The sequence below is a fragment of the Vibrio hepatarius genome (assembly GCF_001274785.1).
GTDB lineage: Bacteria > Pseudomonadota > Gammaproteobacteria > Enterobacterales > Vibrionaceae > Vibrio > Vibrio hepatarius.
Window position 1 is genome coordinate 13,963 of record NZ_LHPI01000004.1, and the last position, 17,334, is coordinate 31,296.

The following is a 17,334-nucleotide window of genomic DNA, read 5'->3' on the forward strand; positions in this document are numbered from 1 at the left end:
AATTCAAGAAAATCTTGAGGATCCAAGAATGAAAAAAAGTGTTATTGCACTCCTTGGCTTAGCTGTCATCTTAGGCGGTTGTTCGAATAAAGTAAGCTATGGTGATGCCCAAGCAGTGGAAACGACAACGATCGATTTCGGTTCAACAGACTTGCAAAAGATTGCCGGAGACATGGTCGATAGCATGATGATGTCTGGCTCAGTCGCAGCGATTACTCGTAACTCTCGTCCAATCGTGTTTGTTGAGCGTATCAAAAACAAAACCAGCGAGCACATCGATACTGAGTCAATTACCGACACAATCAGCACTAAAATGCTGAATTCTGGTAAGTTCCGCTTTGTTGATATGGACCGCGTAGAAGCGGTGCGTGAACAGCTAAACTTCCAGAATAACGATCAACTAGTGAACCAAAGCAATGCGATTCAGTTTGGTAAAATGGTTGGTGCACAGTACATGCTATACGGCAACCTATCGAGTATCGCGAAAAACGCAGGTAGCGACAAAGACGTGTACTACAAAATGACCATGCGTCTTATGGACTTAGAGTCTGGCCTGATCGAGTGGGCAGATGAAACAGAAATCCGTAAGCAAGAGTCAAAAAGCCTTCTAGGCTTGTAATCCTATCGAGAGGTGATTTATGGCAAGGATGTCATGGAGTGAAGCATGTCAGCTCGACAGTTCATTGTTGTCACTCGATCACTTCTTTTCAGTGCCTCCGGATTACGCACAGACGTTGACTGGAGGCCTGACAAACCGATGTTGGAAAGTGGTTTCATCAAACGGTGAAGCCTATGTCTGGCGACCTGCTACACAAATCACTAAAGCGTTTTCCATTTCCCGTTTTCAGGAATACCAGATCCTATCTGCGATTCGTGATTCGCAACTATCTCCCGCACCGATTTTCATCAATGACCAAGGTTTGTTAGTTGAATGGGTTGAAGGTGAGTCACTCGCAGCGTCGTTAGATTTTGATTCGCTGCTGGAAACCATGGTAGCTATCCACAATCTCAACACCCAGCGAATTCCTGTCGCGCCGTTCAACTTCACTGCCAGAGTCGACCACTACTGGATGCTGCTGCGCGAAGATTTGAAAACCCAACCTTACCATGACGTTTATCAAGGATGGCGCAAAGCCCCAGTGCTTGCTGATGTAGGTACAACACTGTGCCATTTTGATTTGGCAGGCTACAACATGGTGAAAACTGAGCAAGGCAACAAAGTCATCGACTGGGAATACGCTGCGCTGGCTGACCCTAGGCTCGACCTCACTTTGAGTATCGATGTGATGGATGCGTCTCCTCTTGAAGCGGTATATCAATACTGTAAATTACGCGAAATCGAAGGTGTCGATGATTGGGTTGAAGGGGTGATGGCGTGGAAGCCGCGTGCCACAATGATGGCGATGTTATGGTATTTGCTCGCTTACCAATTATGGGGAGATGAACAATACTTAACCCAAGCAGAAAAAATACTCGACACATTTTGTAGTTAAGATCACTGTTTCAAATATCGAAAATAGGATTCTTAGAATGTGCGCTTTTAAACCCTAGTTTTCGTGGTAGATTTAAACGAGAAGGAGTGGGGGAAACAGAATGATTATTTACTTACATGGCTTTGATTCAACCAGCCCTGGTAACCATGAGAAAGTCCTGCAATTGCAGTTCATCGATGACGATGTGCGCTTTATCAATTACAGCACATTGCACCCCAAACACGACATGCAACATTTGCTCAAGGAAGTGCAAAAGGTGATTGAACAGTCGGACGACCCAGACCCAGTGATTTGTGGGGTTGGTTTGGGTGGCTTCTGGTCCGAACGCGTTGGTTTCTTATGTGGTATCAAGCAGGTTATCTTTAACCCAAATCTTCATCCTGAGCGCAATATGCAGGGTCGCATTGACCGCCCTGAAGAGTATGAAGACATTGCGACCAAGTGCATTGAACAATTTAGAATGAAGAACAACGGTCGTTGCCTTGTTATTTTGTCGAAAGAAGACGAAGTACACGACAACAACAAAACGGCGGAAGAGCTGGAAGATTACTACGAGGTTATTTGGGACGATACTCAGACCCATAAGTTTAAGAAAATCTCACAACATCTGCAGGCAATTAAGGCGTTTAAAGAAGCAAACTAGACATTTAAAACGTGCAATAAACTGTATAAAGCGACGTGGTTATGCCACGTCGCTTTTTTCTTGCGCATCTGCACCCTGTTTTAATAAGTTGCGTGCATTCTTTGGTTGCGATGCGCTTTTTGCTCCTTATAATATTCGAAGCATGAAAAAATTTGATATCAATCAAATAAATTAAGAACAGGCACAAAGCTTGTCCAAGAATAATTACTCTAAAAATGAGTGAATTTGAGCCTAAAGGCTCGCTTTTATCCAGTAAGTGTGTCGAAACACAATTGAAGCCTCTACCGGTCAGCGTACGTAAGACTGAGCTCAACCGTGCCAGCAGTTTGACCATGAAAAAAACAGAATTTTATCGGCTTGAGCAATCGAGCTGAAACATGTTTATTTACTTTTTGAGGAATGTTGCTGTGACACGAATTATCGTTGTAGGCGGCGGTGCAGGCGGTCTTGAGCTTGCTACCAAACTTGGTCGTACACTTGGACGAAAGGGAAGAGCAAAAGTCACTCTTGTTGACCGCAAAGCCAGCCACTTATGGAAGCCACTTTTACATGAAGTTGCTACCGGTTCATTGGATGAAGGCGTTGACGCGTTAAGCTATCGCGCACACGCTAAAAACCATCATTTCGATTTTCAAATGGGCAGTCTCGAAGACATCGACCGTGAGCGTAAAGTCGTTAAGCTAAGCGAGCTTACTGACGAGCACGGTGAACTGCTGATCCCAAGCCGAGAGCTGGAATACGATCTTCTGGTGATGGCTATCGGTTCTACCTCTAATGATTTCAACACTCCTGGTGTCCGCGAACATTGTATCTTCTTAGATAGCCCAGAGCAGGCGCACCGTTTCCGCACAGAAATGAACAATGAGTTCATGAAGCTACACGCGAACAACGGTAACGGCACAGTTGATATTGCAATTGTAGGTGCTGGTGCAACAGGTGTTGAACTGTCTGCAGAACTGCATAACGCGATCAAAGAGCTGCGTTCATACGGTTTTGATGATTTAGACTCGAGCAAACTGAACGTAAACCTGATTGAAGCTGGTGAACGTATTCTGCCAGCGCTACCACCGCGCATTTCAAGTGCGGCTCACCACGAGCTGACTAAGCTTGGGGTAAATGTTCGCACCGCGACTATGGTGACAAAAGCAGAGGCGGATGGCCTGACAACTAAAGACGGCGAGAAGATCCCAGCGAAGATTATGGTTTGGGCTGCCGGTATCAAAGCTCCTGACTTTATTAAAGACATCGCGGGCTTAGAAACAAACCGCATCAACCAGTTGGTTGTGAATGATACACTGCAAACCACGCGCGATGACAACATTTTCGTTATCGGTGATTTAGCGCAATGTACCCAAGCTGACGGTTCGTTTGTTCCGCCACGCGCGCAAGCTGCGCACCAAATGGCAAGCCGTGCGTTTTACAATATCGTTGCGAAGCTCAATGGTCGTGAACTTAAGCCTTATGTATACAAAGACAAAGGCTCTTTGGTTTCTTTAAGCCAGTTCTCTACGGTAGGTAGCCTGATGGGTAACCTGACTAAGGGTTCTATGATGGTTGAAGGACGTATTGCTCGCGTGGTTTACATCTCGCTTTATCGTCTACATCAAATGGCATTACACGGTGTGTTCAAAACTGCACTTATTATTCTGATGGGACGTATTAACCGCGTGCTTCGCCCGAACTTGAAGCTGCACTAATTCAGTCGAGCTTATTGATAAAAAAGAGCGCTTAGGCGCTCTTTTTTATTGTGGGATGATGGAGTAGACCATGCCATCTTTAGGCTTTCCATCATAGATAAACCGATTTCTTGCTTTGGTTTCAAACACCGCACCACAACGCTCAGCAAGCTTTTGGCTAGGTAGATTGTCTGGGTCACAGACGATTTCAACGCGAGTCACTTTGAGTTGCTCAAAACAAAAGTTAATCAGTCCTTCCAGCGCCTCTTTTCCGTAGCCATTCGCTTGGAAACTATCTCGAATCCAATAGCCCAAGCTGACCATATTGAAAGTATGGTACAGCTCATTGATGGCGACCATTCCAATCAGTTCGTCGTCATAACGGCGATATACGCCAAAACCATACGCTTCTGACTTGACCCAATTGAGGCGAGTAGCAAGGAGAAAGCGTTCCGATTGCTCCAGAGTAAAGTCGGGTGTACACCAATCAATCCAACGGTGTAGGGTAGGAGAGTGATTGACGCAGTCGCGTAGTTGGTCAGCGTCTTCGTTTGGGATCAGTTTCAATTCCAGTCTAGGCGTGATGATCTTATAGTCAGGTGTCATTCTAAAGCCTGCATAGCAAAACAGCCCAAGTTGGGCTGCTTAAATTAAAAAGAGAGCTACATATAATTATAGGCGGATTAATTGACGCGACGAACCTGAATAATTATCCCCATTAGTGGATGGTCTAGGTAGTGCGTCTCAGAACTCTTCATACGACGTTTTTGGTCGATACGGTAGCTCTTAAGAAACTCTTGTTTTTCAACTGTTGGTTGAACTTCTTCCATTAAACCAGCTTGCACTACACTGTCTGAAGGCGTTGTGGTTGCTTTGTCTGAGGCTAGCTCAACCGGTTCTTGCAGTACAACTTCACGTACGCTTGGTGCTTTAAGATCCATTTTTACGTCGGCGTACAAGTAGTGCTCGACGTATATTTGGAACGTACCGTCCAGTTCGTACAGAGAGTTGGAGACGTTTTGTTCTTGTACACCATCAATGACTTCAACGCCTTGGCGAGAGCCTTTAGCCGAACCGTCTGCATTAAACGCGTCAGAGAACTCTTTACCCGCTTGGATATGGAAGATTGGTGCAGACAAACGACCACGGTCGCCTTGACGCCACGCTTTGTGGAATAGAACGTCAAAACCAGCGTGTTGCTTCAGTCTTTGTGCATCATCCGTTAGCTGGTATGAAGAATACGGCAGCATACGTACACCCTTACGCGAACGAAAATCAGAGTCGGCAAATGTGCCGGCTTTCTCTAACTCAATTTTCGGTAAGGTGTTTGGCCATGACTCTTCTGTTTGCTCTGGATTTACATCACGCTTAAAAATGATCACTTCTATATCAAATTGTCGCTGCGCCCAAGATGGTAGGGCAACAAACAAGAGTAATAGTGGGATCAGCTTTTTCATTACAACTCCATAACCAGGTGGTGTCACCGTGGATAATTAATCAGCCCGAACCTATCAGGCTTTAGGTAAAAGGTTTTGTTGGAATTCACCCAACATGTCAGCAACGAATTGAATTCTCTTACGTCTATCGACTAATGGTACCGTAAACTTGAACTTAGTTGGCCCATCCATTGCGAATTTTTGTGGCTGAGACTGCAATAGTTTAACCAAATACATCGGGTTTATGTCAGCATCTGGATAGAACTCTATATATCCGCCTTTTTCGTGCGCTTCAATCTTCTTCACTTTGAGCATTGCTGCTTGCAGTTTTAACTCTGCAATCGTGAGTAAGTTCTTGGTCGCGTCTGGTAGCAGACCAAAGCGGTCAATCAGCTCAATTTTAAGCTCATCAAGCTCTTGCTTATCACTGACACTGGCGATCTGCTTATACATTGAGAGGCGGGTATTGATGTCTGGGATGTAATCGTCAGGCAGCAACGCGGGTAAGCGCATCTCGACTTCCGTTTGCTCACGCAATAGATCATCCAGTGACGGTTCTTTCCCTTCTTTTAATGCTTCTACCGCTTGCTCCAACATCTCCATGTACAAGGTAAAACCGACAGATTGGATTTGGCCGCTCTGTTCGTCACCAAGTAATTCACCTGCACCGCGGATTTCCAAATCGTGCGTTGCAAGCGTAAAACCTGCGCCGAGGTCTTCCAGCGAGGCGATCGCATCGAGACGCTTGATTGCGTCTTTGGTCATCGCTTTCGGATGTGGCGTCAGTAGGTACGCGTACGCTTGGTGGTGAGAACGACCTACACGACCACGCAATTGGTGTAACTGAGCCAAACCAAGGTTGTCCGCGCGATCCATGATGATGGTGTTGGCGGTTGGCACGTCGATCCCGGTTTCAATGATCGTGGTACAAACCAGAACGTTAAAGCGCTGGTGGTAGAAATCATTCATGATCCGCTCTAGTTCGCGCTCACGCATTTGCCCGTGCGCTACTGTGATACGCGCTTCAGGGATTAACTTCTCCAAATCTGCCGCTACTTTGTCGATAGTTTCGACTTGGTTGTGTAGGAAGTAAACCTGACCACCACGCATGATTTCACGTAGCACTGCTTCGCGAATCACCGCGTCTTCTCGCTGACGCACAAAGGTTTTAATCGCTAAACGTCTCGCAGGCGGTGTGGCAATGATCGAGAGGTCTCGCATGCCACTCATTGCCATATTCAGCGTTCTTGGGATTGGCGTTGCCGTTAAAGTGAGAATATCGACGTCAGCACGCATTGCTTTCATCTTCTCTTTTTGACGCACACCAAAACGGTGTTCTTCATCAACGATCAGCAATCCAAGATCTTTAAACTTGATGTCGTTTGACAGCAGCTTGTGCGTACCTACGACAATATCAACTTTGCCGTCTTCAACGTCCTGCATGACTTGCTTTTGCTCTTTGGCAGACTTAAAGCGTGAAAGCACTTCAACTCGGATAGGCAGGTTGGCAAAGCGGTCGCGGAAGTTCTCAAAGTGTTGCTGCGCGAGTAGTGTGGTCGGTACAAGTACCGCAACTTGCTTACCGTTATCGGTCGCCAAGAATGCCGCGCGCATCGCTACTTCGGTCTTACCAAAGCCCACATCACCACAAACCAAACGGTCCATGGCTTTGGCTTGGCACATGTCTGACATGACGGCGTTGATCGCCATTGACTGGTCGTCGGTTTCCTCAAACGGGAAGCCAGCTTTGAATGTCGCGTATTGACCTCTGTCGAGAGCAAACTTGTAACCCGGCTTGAGTTCGCGCTTGGCGTAAACGTCTAACAGTTCCGCTGCAACATCGCGTACTTTCTCAGCCGCTTTACGTCGTGCTTTTGCCCACGCTTCGCCACCCAGTTTGTGAATAGGTGCGGCGTCTTCAGCGCCACCAGAGTAGCGGCTAATCAGGTTTAACGAGGCAACCGGGACATAAAGTTTCGCTTCGTTCTGGTATTCGAGCGTGACGTATTCGGTCGTCATGCCGCCTGCTTCTAATGTTTGCAGACCAATGTAGCGTCCAATACCGTGGTCAATATGTACCACAGGTTGACCAGGCTTGAGCTCAGCAAGGTTTCGAATAACCGCGTCGCTATTGGTCGCTTTACGGTCTTTTCTGCGGCGTTGGATGACGCGGTCGCCGAGCAAATCACTTTCACAAATCAACGCTAGGTGATCATCACCGTATAAGAAACCGTGCTCAGCAGCGCCGAGAATAAGCGTGAACTTATCTTTGGCTTTCAGTGCTGAGGTAAAGCTATCACATGCTTTAGGGCGCAGTTTAATTGGTTGCAGCAACTCTAATAGCGCTTCGCGTCGGCCTTCCGATTCGACGGAAAAAATGATCTTGCCCGCGTAGCTTTCACTGAACTTTCTCAGTGCTGCCATTGGCTCTTTGTTCTGATGCTGGACTGCAAGATCAGGAAGCGGTTGGATGCTAGCGTTATTACGGCCTTGCTTCTCCGTGATAGGCTCAATTGAAAGCTGCAGCTGTGGCAACGATTTGAACTTACCAAACAGCTCGTCTTTTTTCAGCCACAGTTCGTCGGGTGGAAGCAAAGGACGCAGAGGGTCAACTTTACGTTGATCGTAACGGTAATCGACGTCGGCTAAGAAGTTGTCAATTGACGCTTCAATATCACCGACGGTAATCAGTTGGCTGTCGTCGGCAATGTAGTCGAACAGAGTTTCAGTTTGCTCGAAAAATAGCGGTTGCCAATACTCAATACCGGCTGGCCACGTGCCTTTGGAAACCTGCATATAGACAGATTCTGGTTCGCGGCGAGCTTCGAAACGTTGACGCCAACGGATTCGGAAATCCTCAATTGCGGCTTCACTTGTCGGGAACTCGTGCGCTGGCAACAAACGGATTTCTTTTACATCGTCGATTGAGCGTTGGTTCTCAGGGTCAAAAGTACGAATGGTGTCGATTTCGTCATCAAAGAAGTCGATGCGGAATGGATCATTCGAGCCCATCGGGAACAAATCCAAAATCGAGCCACGGCTTGCGTACTCACCCGGACCAAACACCTGGTCAACGTGTCGGTAACCCGATTTTTCCAACTGAATGCGCAGTTTATCTAACGAGTACAAATCACCCACTTTGACCATCAAAGTGTGCTGCATTAGAAACTCACGCGGCGATTGGCGCTGGAGTAGCGTACTGACCGGGACTATCGTGATACCGCTGGTCTGTGTTGGCAGTTGATACAATCTAGCGATACGGTCGGAAATGATCTCCTGATGCGGAGAAAAATTATCGTACGGCAGAGTTTCCCAGTCTGGAAAAAGCGCGACTTCTTGGTCTGTAAACTGTTCAATTTCTTGTAACAGTTTGAGAGCAGTCTGTGGATCAGGTACCGCGAGTAAGGTATGGCTTGAATGTTGTCCAGCTAATTCAGCAATGGCCAACGCTAGGCTTGCGCCTTGGAGATTACCGACGAATTTTTTGTCGCCAACACCTGTTGGGTTCGTCAGTTTTAAAAGAGTAGTATCGGACATAGAAAACAGGTTTATTTGTCTCGGTTTAGTGAACGCTGACGTAGGATTTTTTGTTGTTGGTAAAGTGCAGCTTTAATCAGCAGGTCTTCATCCATATCACGTAGCAGGTCATATTTTACGGTCACTAGATGTTGTTCGTCTTGAGTTTCGCACGCGATGACGTGGCCATAGCTGTAAATCGCTGCGGCTGGTCGGTCTAAAAACAACTTTACGCGGACTTTAGTCTCAATAGAAAGCGGCTCTTGAGTGACGAAACTAAATTGGCTTGCTCCAAAAGACGTAGTTTTAAATCGGAGCGTCTCGTCGTCTTGTTGTGACAGCATAAAGGTCAGCAGTAAGTTTAACTTTGAGTTCTGTGTATCGAGTAGTTCGATGACGTGCTTTAGTTCACTGCTATTGAGTTCGGCGCGTGCTTTATCGTTGAGTAAATCTAGGTTGCTGAACTCACTCGCGACTAAGAAAGGTGCAGGGATTTCACTTTCAAACTGATCGTAAGAGGGGAATGATTCGCCCGGTGCTAATGGCTCGACGTTAATCGTCATTTTATGATGGACGCTAAAGTATTCTTGATCAGACATGTGAAATTTCCTTCTCTAATCCTCTGATTATCGCCATACGAAGCAACTAATCAAGGTATGTCATTGTTTATCACACATTTTGACGTGTAATTAGCAAATAAGGGCTACACCCACCCGTGATAAATCGGTACATTAGCAGCTATCAAACGTTAATGGTCTATTTTATGTTTCATCCGGTTTCGGCTTTTATCGGACTGCGTTATTTACGTGGACGTTCCGGTGATAGATTCAGTCGATTTGTTTCTTATATGTCTACAGCGGGTATCACCATCGGGGTGATGTCTCTGGTTACCGTATTATCGGTAATGAATGGGTTCGAAGCCCAGCTTAAAGGACGCATCCTCGGCGTACTTCCACAAGCTATTGTTTCTCAAGAGGGCGGTAAAACAACGAGAACGGAACAAGCGCCGCAGTTCATACAAAACTTATCGAGTGCCGCACATCCTGAGCCTATCGTACAGAGTGAAGCGGTTATTCAAAGCTCATCGCAACTTACGGCAGGCCTGCTGATTGGAATTAAGCCCAGTGACCATGACCCAATTGAGCAGCATTTAATTGCTGGCCGATTGACGAACATGCAAGCGGGCAAGTACCAGGTATTTCTTGGCCATACTCTGGCGCGTAATATGGGCGTGTCGATCGGGGATAAGGTCAGACTGATGGTAACCAGTGCCAGCCAGTTTACACCGTTAGGGCGAATCCCGAGCCAACGTATGTTTACCGTGGCTGGCATCTACAATACGGGCTCCGACGTGGATGGCCAGTTAATGTTGACCCATATCGACGATGCAGCGCGCTTGTTGAGACTGAAAAGCGACACGATGACGGGCTGGCGTCTATTTTTTGCTGACCCATTTGTGGTTTCTGAGTTGAGTGAAGCCGATTTACCACAAGGTTGGAAGTGGCAAGACTGGCGTGACCAACGTGGTGAACTTTTCCAGGCCGTGCGTATGGAGAAGAATATGATGGGACTGATGCTGGGTCTTATTATTGGCGTTGCCGCGTTTAACATCATTTCCGCACTTATCATGGTGGTGATGGAGAAGCAGGCAGAAGTCGCCATATTAAAAACTCAAGGCATGACGGACAAACAAGTGCTCACGATCTTTATGGTTCAAGGCGCGAGTAGTGGTGTAATGGGCGCATTAATCGGCGGCACACTAGGTGTACTGTTGGCGAGTAACCTCAACACATTACTGGAAAGTGCTGGCGTGGCGCTATTTTCGGTTGGCGGACAGCTGCCTGTTTTAATTAACCCGATTCAAATCGTGGTGGTCGTAGTATTGGCAATTGCACTTAGCTTACTCGCGACACTTTTCCCTTCTTACCGTGCATCTTCTGTAAAACCAGCTGAGGCTTTGAGATATGAGTAACCTTCTACAGTGTCACAATATTTGTAAAACATACCGCGAAGGGACACTTGATACTCAGGTATTAAAAGGTGTCAGTTTTGATCTGAAAGAAGGTGAGTTGGCGTCGATCATCGGCTCGTCGGGTTCGGGTAAAAGTACGTTATTGCATATTTTAGGTGCGCTTGATGACGCGACTGAAGGGCATGTCACGTTTCTTGGCGATGAGTTGTCGGCACTAAGTTCTAATAAACAGGCGAAGATTCGCAACCAACACTTGGGCTTTGTCTATCAGTTCCACCATCTTTTGGCTGATTTTAGCGCGCTAGAAAATGTCGCAATGCCGTTATTGATTGGTGGTATGAGAACAGGAGCGGCGAAAGAAAAAGCCAAAGTCCTGTTGGATAAAGTTGGCTTGAGTCATCGAATTGACCACCGTCCGTCTGAGCTGTCAGGTGGTGAAAGACAGCGAGTGGCAATTGCGCGCGCGCTGGTGAATAGTCCAGCATTGGTACTGGCAGACGAGCCGACTGGTAACTTGGACCACAAAACTGCGCTCGCTATCTACGATCTGATGCGTGAGTTGAATAAAGAGTCTGGGACTGCATTTTTAGTCGTAACCCACGATGGTGAGTTGGCGGCGAAGATGGACCGACAACTACATATGCAAGATGGGTTGTTGCTCAATGTAGGGGAGGCGTAAGTTGTTCTCTTCTCTTTCATTATTTATCGGTCGACGTTTTAGTCGTGCGAAGCAGCGTAACAAAATGGTGTCGTTCATTTCACTCTCCTCCACGCTAGGTATTATGGTCGGTGTGGCGGTGATCATCATTGGTCTCTCTGCGATGAATGGTTTTGAGCGAGAATTGAAAGACCGCGTGCTATCTGTGATTTCACATGGTGAGTTTGAAGGTGTGAAAGAGCCGATTCTCGATTGGCAGTCAGTCGTGACCCAAGCCGAAAAGCATCCAGAGGTCGAAGCAGCCGCTCCTTATGTCAGGTTAACGGCTCTGGCAGAAAAAGGCTCGCAACTCAAAGCAATCGAAGTGCGTGGCATTGACCCGGTACAAGAAGAAAAAGTCTCTAATCTTAACCAGTACATCGAACGTGATGTGTGGGACAACTTCGCTGCAGGATCTAAGCAAGTCATTCTAGGCCAAGGTGTGGCGAGTTTATTAGGTGTTGAACAAGGGGATTATCTGACTTTGATGATTCCTTCTATCGGTTCAGCCAGCAAAGTCCAGGCGCCAAAACGTGTACGAGTCCAAGTCGCTGGTTTGTTGACCTTAAATGGCCAGATTGACCACAACCTTGCGCTAGTACCATTGGCGGACGCTCAGCAATATGCGAAGTTGAACCAAGGCGTGACAGGCGTTTCGCTGAAAGTTTCGGATGTACTGAATGCAACCCAGATCGTGCGTGAGTCAGGTAACACATTGGACGTGTATGTTTACCTGCGCAGTTGGCTGCAGAAATACGGCTTCTTATACCGAGATATTCAGTTGGTAAGAACCATTATGTATTTGGTAATGGTGCTGGTGATCGGGGTGGCGAGTTTTAATATCGTTTCAACCTTAATGATGGCAGTTAAAGACCGTGCATCTGAAATCGCCATCTTACGCACCATGGGGGCAACGGATGGGCTGGTGAAACGAATCTTCGTTTGGCAGGGCGTATTCTCGGGTGTACTCGGCAGTTTGGTCGGTAGTGTGATTGGTGTAGCTGTTGCGTTAAATCTGACACAGATAATCTCAGCGTTAGAGAGTTTAATCGGGCATAAGTTTTTGTCGGGTGATATCTATTTCGTCGACTTCCTACCGTCGCAAGTGAATGTCGCAGATGTGATGTTGGTCTCTTCGACTGCGATTATTCTCAGCCTACTGGCGACTTGGTATCCTGCTTCTCGAGCGAGCAAGCTGAACCCAGCAGCGGTACTCAGTTCCAAGTAACGTATTCCACCTCAAAACGCAAAAAGGACCATCACGGTCCTTTTTTTCATACTTGTTTATCAGCTCAGTTACACTCTGGCGTTAACTCAACTCAATTCTATATAGAGTCGACTTTACTTCTTAAGTAGTCCGCCTAATCTGATTTTGCGTTTCTGCCAACTACGAACCACCGAGTAGCGCCATAAGGCTTTAATGCCAAAGTAGCCCAGCATGGCCGAAACCAAGCCGCAAATCATACAGCCGAGTAAAAACGGTGGGCCAATGGTGTTCATTTGTTGGACGATAAATTCCCAAGAAAGCTCAAAGTGGAAAGGTTGCGGTGGGACGTGCATTACCCAAGCGCCAATCTTGTACGCAAAGTAGAACAGAACTGGCATGGTGATTGGGTTACTGACCCAAACTAGCGCGACGGAGAGAGGTAGGTTTACACCACATACAATAGCCAGTCCGGCTGACATGATCATTTGGCTTGGAAGCGGTACAAACGCCATAAATAACCCAACAGCGAAAGCGCCGGCCGCTGAACGGCGGTTCAGACACCATAAGTTGGGGTTGTATAGCACATTGCCAAAAATCTTTAATGCCTTCTGACGCTTGATTACTTCGTGGTCAGGCATAAAGCGTTTTATGAACTTTCTTGGCATGGGGGAAAATGACTCTCTACTTAATTTATTGGACGCTTGTGTCGTTCGCGATCGTTATTTTTACCGCCCCCACATGGCCTACATTGCCAAACTGGGGTTGGATTGCTCCCTGTATTGGTTTAATCGCACTTTCACTAAAAGTCAAAACGCTAAGAGTTTGTATTGGTTTAACTTTCGCATGCGGAGTCATACTCATTCATGGAAATATTCTGCGTCACCAAACAGATAAGCTTTTTAAAACTGGTTCGGATATTATCATAAATGCGGAGGTTGACAGCTTTTTTAAGCAAATAAGTCACGGCTTTCAGGGCAGAGTTGTAGTTAGATCAATCAATGGACGAAGATTGAGCATTTTTGAGCGTCCAACTTTGTGGCTTACCTCTCCACATCGTTTAAAAATAGGCGATCAAGTCACCACTCATGTCTCATTGAAACCAATTGCAGGGTTAATGAATAATGTTGGCTTTGACGCTGAAAAGTATGCGCTTTCACGTTCAGTCGTTGCAAGAGCGTCGATCAAACCTTCCACCAGTTTCTATATCGTTAATCACTACTCATTGAGACAGACCTTATATGATCGCTTAGTCAGCGATACTCAAAGTTTACAACACAGAGGTTTGGTAGAAGCGTTGCTGTTTGGAGTGCGGCACAACATATCTCAACAAACATGGCAAAACTTACAATCCAGTGGTCTCAGTCATTTGATCGCGATCTCGGGGCTGCATATTGGAATTGTCTTCGCGCTTGGTTGGGGGCTTGGGCGTATCGCGCTTGGCGTCAATACGCGGTACGACTTGATGCCGCTGGTTTGCGCGATAACTTTTGCCGTCGTCTACGCTTGGTTAGCAGGGTTTTCAATCCCCACTCGTCGCGCTTTGCTAATGTGCGTACTGTTTTGTTTACTCCAAACCAGCCAGCGGCATATTCCGATGCCTTTGAAGTGGTTAGTTATCTTATGTGTTTTGCTGGTGGTATCGCCATTTTCCAGTGTCGACGTCAGCCTTTGGTTATCTATGACCGCTGTCGGCATTATCTTTGTTTATCTAGGGCTAAAAACACACCGGCGCGGCGGCTGGAAAATGGCACTAGAAATCCAAGTATTCATTGTTACGGCAATGGCACCGATGATTGCGTTGCTGTTTCATGGCGTCAGCCTCAGCGCTATCGCTTACAACTTTATCTTCGTACCCTGGTTTAGTTTTGTTGTAGTTCCGCTTAGTTTTCTTGCTTTGTTGGGTTCACTGCTGTTTTCGGAGGCGAACTTTCTTTGGTCGCTGGTAGATCTCAGTCTCGATCCGGTTACTTACCTAACGTCGCTAGCTACTCATACATGGTTTGAATTGTCTGCGACTCAAGTGGAGTTATTAGTCTTTTCGGTACTCATTATTTTTCTTATTCGATGGTTAACACATAGGGCAGTGATTGTTTTCGTTGCCGTGCTGATATGTGTGAGATACGACAGGAAACCCGAGCCACTTTGGCAGTTGATTGTACTAGACGTTGGACATGGTTTGTCGGTGATTGCGGTACAGCATCAGTACGCTTTGGTTTATGACACAGGCGTCGCTTGGGGAGATTCGAGTATTGCTCAGCAAGTGCTATTGCCAACGCTGATGAATAAAGGTATACGCCAACTCGATTTTTTCGTGGTTAGTCATTTTGATAGCGACCACGCAGGAGATTGGCAAACGGTGGTTAATCGTATGGCGCCACAACATTTTGTTACCAGCCAGCAAGAAGTCGGAAATACTAAGTGTGTTAACGGGCAAGAATGGCAATGGCGTTCTATGGCGGTTGATGTGCTTTGGCCTCCACAAAGTGTGCCGCGAGCTTATAATCCGCAATCCTGCGTTATCAAGTTACGTCACCAAGACTCTCCTTATTCGGTACTGTTGCCGGGCGATATCGATGCGATTTCTGAATGGTTACTCTTGCAAGGGGATCGTGGGTTGGATGCGGACATTTTGCTTGTTCCTCATCACGGCAGTAAAACGTCTTCTGTACCGAAGTTTATCGAAGCCGTCTCTCCCGAAGTTGCGATTGCCTCGACCGCGAAATCAGGGCGATGGGAATTGCCCCAACCAGCGGTAGTTGCACGTTACCAAAGCCAGCAAGTTAAGTGGCTTGATACCGGAACGTCAGGGCAAATAGTGGTGAGCTTTTATGCAGAACGTTATTCAGTGAGCCAACTTAGGGTGAGCAAAGGCGGCGCTTGGTATAGGCAGATGCTACGTAAGGGGGTAGAATAGGCAGATTATTGTAAGAAAAATAAGCAGTTCTATGTCACTGAATAAAGACGAAACCACTTTACAAACATTTAAGCGTTTGTGGATTTATATCCGCCTGTACAAAGCGGGCCTTGCGGTTGCCGTAGTTGCTCTGATTATTAACGCTGCCGCAGACACTTACATGGTGTCTTTACTTAAGCCACTTCTTGATGAAGGTTTTGGCAACGCTGAGTCTGATTTCTTTCGCGTGCTCCCATTGATCATTCTCGGCATGATGGTAATTCGCGGTTTAAGTGGGTTTGTCTCCTCCTACTGCTTGAGTTGGGTGTCCGGCAACGTGGTCATGTTGATGCGTCGCAGCATCTTCAAACAGTTTATGCACATGCCAGTTGCATTCTTCGATAAAGAATCGACAGGTGGTTTGCTCTCTCGCATTACTTATGACTCGGAACAAGTTGCAGGCGCAACAAGCCGAGCGTTAGTCAGTATTGTTCGCGAAGGCGCGAGCATTATCGGCCTGCTAGTTCTGATGTTTTGGAACAGTTGGCAACTTTCTTTGGTTCTGATCGTGATTGCACCTGTTGTTGCTTGGGCGATTGGCTTTGTCTCTAAGCGTTTCCGTAAGATTTCAAAGAACATGCAAGACTCGATGGGGCGCGTAACTTCGTCTGCGGAGCAAATGCTAAAAGGCCATAAGGTTGTATTAAGCTACGGTGGTCAAAACATCGAAAGCCAACGTTTCGATGTTGTTAGTAATCGTATGCGTCAACAGTCGATGAAACTGGTGGCGGCTAAGTCGATTGCTAACCCTGTTATTCAGCTGATTGCTTCATTTGCATTGGTTGTTGTGCTGTTCTTGGCAAGTTTTGAAGAGATTCGTAGTCAGTTGACTCCGGGTACGTTTACCGTCGTATTCTCTGCGATGTTCGGTATGATGCGCCCACTTAAAGCACTAACAAACGTAACCTCTGACTTCCAACGTGGTATGGCAGCGAGCCAAACCTTGTTTGCGCTAATGGATCTTGAAACTGAAAAAGACACGGGCACTTATGAAACTGACCGTGTGCGTGGTGAGATTGAAGTGAAAGACGTGACCTTTACCTATCAAGGTAAAGAAAAACCGGCGCTTCGTAACGTAAGCTTTAAGATCCCGCAAGGGAAAACCGTGGCGCTTGTCGGTCGTTCAGGTTCGGGTAAGAGTACCATTGCAAACCTATTTACACGCTTCTACGACGTCGATTCTGGCAGCATTATGCTCGACGACCATGACGTTCGTGATTTCAAACTACTGAACTTGCGTTCGCATTTCGCTTTGGTATCGCAAAACGTACACTTGTTTAACGACACCATCGCCAACAACATTGCATACGCAGCAGAAGATAAGTACACCCGTGAGCAAATCGAAGAAGCGGCACGCCTAGCGTACGCGATGGATTTCATCGAACCAATGGAACATGGCTTAGATACTATGATTGGTGAGAACGGCGCAAGCTTATCTGGTGGTCAAAGACAGCGTATTGCGATTGCCCGTGCTCTATTGCGAGACGCACCTGTACTTATCCTCGACGAAGCGACTTCAGCTCTGGATACAGAATCAGAAAAAGCGATTCAGTCAGCGCTGGACGAGTTGCAGAAAAATAAGACAGTACTTGTGATAGCACACCGCTTATCGACTATCGAAAATGCCGATGAAATTTTGGTAATCGATGAAGGTGAGGTGGTAGAGCGTGGCGATCACCAAACGCTAATCGAAAAAGATGGTGCTTACGCGCAGTTACACCGTATTCAGTTTGGTAGCTAA

General features: G+C 46.7%; 14 protein-coding genes. 9 read left to right on the forward strand and 5 right to left on the reverse strand.

Annotated elements, in window-relative coordinates; all coding sequences use genetic code 11:
- Positions 1-28 precede the first annotated feature (28 nt).
- From lpoB to AKJ31_RS06830, 4 genes are all read left to right on the forward strand, one after another.
- A complete protein-coding gene (lpoB, locus tag AKJ31_RS06815) occupies positions 29-619 on the forward strand; it encodes a penicillin-binding protein activator LpoB (protein WP_053408354.1) in 591 nt (196 codons plus the stop codon).
- A 19-nt stretch (positions 620-638) separates the two neighbouring features.
- The gene (locus tag AKJ31_RS06820) at positions 639-1,493 is read left to right on the forward strand and encodes a phosphotransferase (protein WP_053408355.1); all 855 of its coding nucleotides are present in this window, start codon (positions 639-641) and stop codon (positions 1,491-1,493) included.
- A 100-nt stretch (positions 1,494-1,593) separates the two neighbouring features.
- Positions 1,594-2,136, forward strand: a complete 543-nt coding sequence (gene ycfP / locus AKJ31_RS06825) for an alpha/beta hydrolase YcfP (protein ID WP_053408356.1) — start codon at positions 1,594-1,596, stop codon at positions 2,134-2,136.
- Positions 2,137-2,543: 407 nt separating this feature from the next.
- A complete protein-coding gene (locus AKJ31_RS06830; protein WP_053408571.1) occupies positions 2,544-3,833 on the forward strand; it encodes an NAD(P)/FAD-dependent oxidoreductase in 1,290 nt (429 codons plus the stop codon).
- Positions 3,834-3,878: 45 nt separating this feature from the next.
- On the opposite strand, the gene AKJ31_RS06835 is transcribed toward AKJ31_RS06830, so the two are convergent.
- The 4 genes from AKJ31_RS06835 to AKJ31_RS06850 form a co-directional block, all read right to left on the reverse strand.
- Positions 3,879-4,418, reverse strand: coding sequence for a GNAT family N-acetyltransferase (locus AKJ31_RS06835; RefSeq protein WP_053408357.1), 540 nt, complete (start codon positions 4,416-4,418; stop codon positions 3,879-3,881).
- Between the two features lie 77 nt (positions 4,419-4,495).
- Entirely contained in the window at positions 4,496-5,269 is a 774-nt protein-coding gene (locus tag AKJ31_RS06840; protein ID WP_053408358.1) for a peptidoglycan binding protein CsiV, read from the reverse strand.
- Between the two features lie 54 nt (positions 5,270-5,323).
- Positions 5,324-8,785 carry a transcription-repair coupling factor gene (mfd, locus tag AKJ31_RS06845; protein ID WP_053408359.1) on the reverse strand — a complete coding sequence of 1,154 codons (3,462 nt, stop codon included), beginning with the start codon at positions 8,783-8,785 and terminating at the stop codon, positions 5,324-5,326.
- A gap of 11 nt (positions 8,786-8,796) precedes the next feature.
- Complete coding sequence (locus AKJ31_RS06850; RefSeq protein WP_053408360.1) at positions 8,797-9,363, reverse strand: hypothetical protein; 567 nt, start codon at positions 9,361-9,363, stop codon at positions 8,797-8,799.
- Positions 9,364-9,527: 164 nt separating this feature from the next.
- Here AKJ31_RS06850 and lolC point away from each other — a divergent pair, with 164 nt between their 5' ends.
- From lolC to lolE, 3 genes are read left to right on the forward strand one after another with little or no spacing between them, the layout of a single operon-like run.
- Positions 9,528-10,736, forward strand: a complete 1,209-nt coding sequence (gene lolC, locus AKJ31_RS06855; RefSeq protein ID WP_053408361.1) for a lipoprotein-releasing ABC transporter permease subunit LolC — start codon at positions 9,528-9,530, stop codon at positions 10,734-10,736.
- Entirely contained in the window at positions 10,729-11,415 is a 687-nt protein-coding gene (gene lolD, locus AKJ31_RS06860) for a lipoprotein-releasing ABC transporter ATP-binding protein LolD (protein WP_053408362.1), read from the forward strand. The genes lolC and lolD overlap by 8 nt, the downstream gene beginning before the upstream one ends.
- A gap of 1 nt (position 11,416) precedes the next feature.
- A complete protein-coding gene (lolE, locus tag AKJ31_RS06865) occupies positions 11,417-12,661 on the forward strand; it encodes a lipoprotein-releasing ABC transporter permease subunit LolE (protein WP_053408363.1) in 1,245 nt (414 codons plus the stop codon).
- Between the two features lie 113 nt (positions 12,662-12,774).
- Here the strand turns inward: lolE and AKJ31_RS06870 are convergent, their stop codons facing one another.
- A complete protein-coding gene (locus AKJ31_RS06870; RefSeq protein ID WP_053408364.1) occupies positions 12,775-13,305 on the reverse strand; it encodes a DUF2062 domain-containing protein in 531 nt (176 codons plus the stop codon).
- A gap of 8 nt (positions 13,306-13,313) precedes the next feature.
- Between AKJ31_RS06870 and AKJ31_RS06875 the strand changes: the two genes are divergently transcribed.
- Both AKJ31_RS06875 and msbA read left to right on the forward strand, forming a co-directional pair.
- Complete coding sequence (locus AKJ31_RS06875; protein WP_053408365.1) at positions 13,314-15,554, forward strand: DNA internalization-related competence protein ComEC/Rec2; 2,241 nt, start codon at positions 13,314-13,316, stop codon at positions 15,552-15,554.
- A gap of 31 nt (positions 15,555-15,585) precedes the next feature.
- Positions 15,586-17,334 carry a lipid A ABC transporter ATP-binding protein/permease MsbA gene (gene msbA, locus AKJ31_RS06880; RefSeq protein ID WP_053408366.1) on the forward strand — a complete coding sequence of 583 codons (1,749 nt, stop codon included), beginning with the start codon at positions 15,586-15,588 and terminating at the stop codon, positions 17,332-17,334.

Bases quoted from the DNA above. Each gene is read 5' to 3' on its own strand.
- AKJ31_RS06840 (WP_053408358.1), bottom strand. From the start codon at position 5,269: ATGAAAAAGCTGATCCCACTATTACTCTTGTTTGTTGCCCTACCATCT.
- ycfP (WP_053408356.1), top strand. From the start codon at position 1,594: ATGATTATTTACTTACATGGCTTTGATTCAACCAGCCCTGGTAACCAT.
- msbA (WP_053408366.1), top strand. From the start codon at position 15,586: ATGTCACTGAATAAAGACGAAACCACTTTACAAACATTTAAGCGTTTG.
- lolC (WP_053408361.1), top strand. From the start codon at position 9,528: ATGTTTCATCCGGTTTCGGCTTTTATCGGACTGCGTTATTTACGTGGA.
- AKJ31_RS06820 (WP_053408355.1), top strand. From the start codon at position 639: ATGGCAAGGATGTCATGGAGTGAAGCATGTCAGCTCGACAGTTCATTG.
- AKJ31_RS06875 (WP_053408365.1), top strand. From the start codon at position 13,314: ATGACTCTCTACTTAATTTATTGGACGCTTGTGTCGTTCGCGATCGTT.
- lpoB (WP_053408354.1), top strand. From the start codon at position 29: ATGAAAAAAAGTGTTATTGCACTCCTTGGCTTAGCTGTCATCTTAGGC.
- AKJ31_RS06835 (WP_053408357.1), bottom strand. From the start codon at position 4,418: ATGACACCTGACTATAAGATCATCACGCCTAGACTGGAATTGAAACTG.
- AKJ31_RS06850 (WP_053408360.1), bottom strand. From the start codon at position 9,363: ATGTCTGATCAAGAATACTTTAGCGTCCATCATAAAATGACGATTAAC.
- AKJ31_RS06870 (WP_053408364.1), bottom strand. From the start codon at position 13,305: ATGCCAAGAAAGTTCATAAAACGCTTTATGCCTGACCACGAAGTAATC.
- mfd (WP_053408359.1), bottom strand. From the start codon at position 8,785: ATGTCCGATACTACTCTTTTAAAACTGACGAACCCAACAGGTGTTGGC.
- lolD (WP_053408362.1), top strand. From the start codon at position 10,729: ATGAGTAACCTTCTACAGTGTCACAATATTTGTAAAACATACCGCGAA.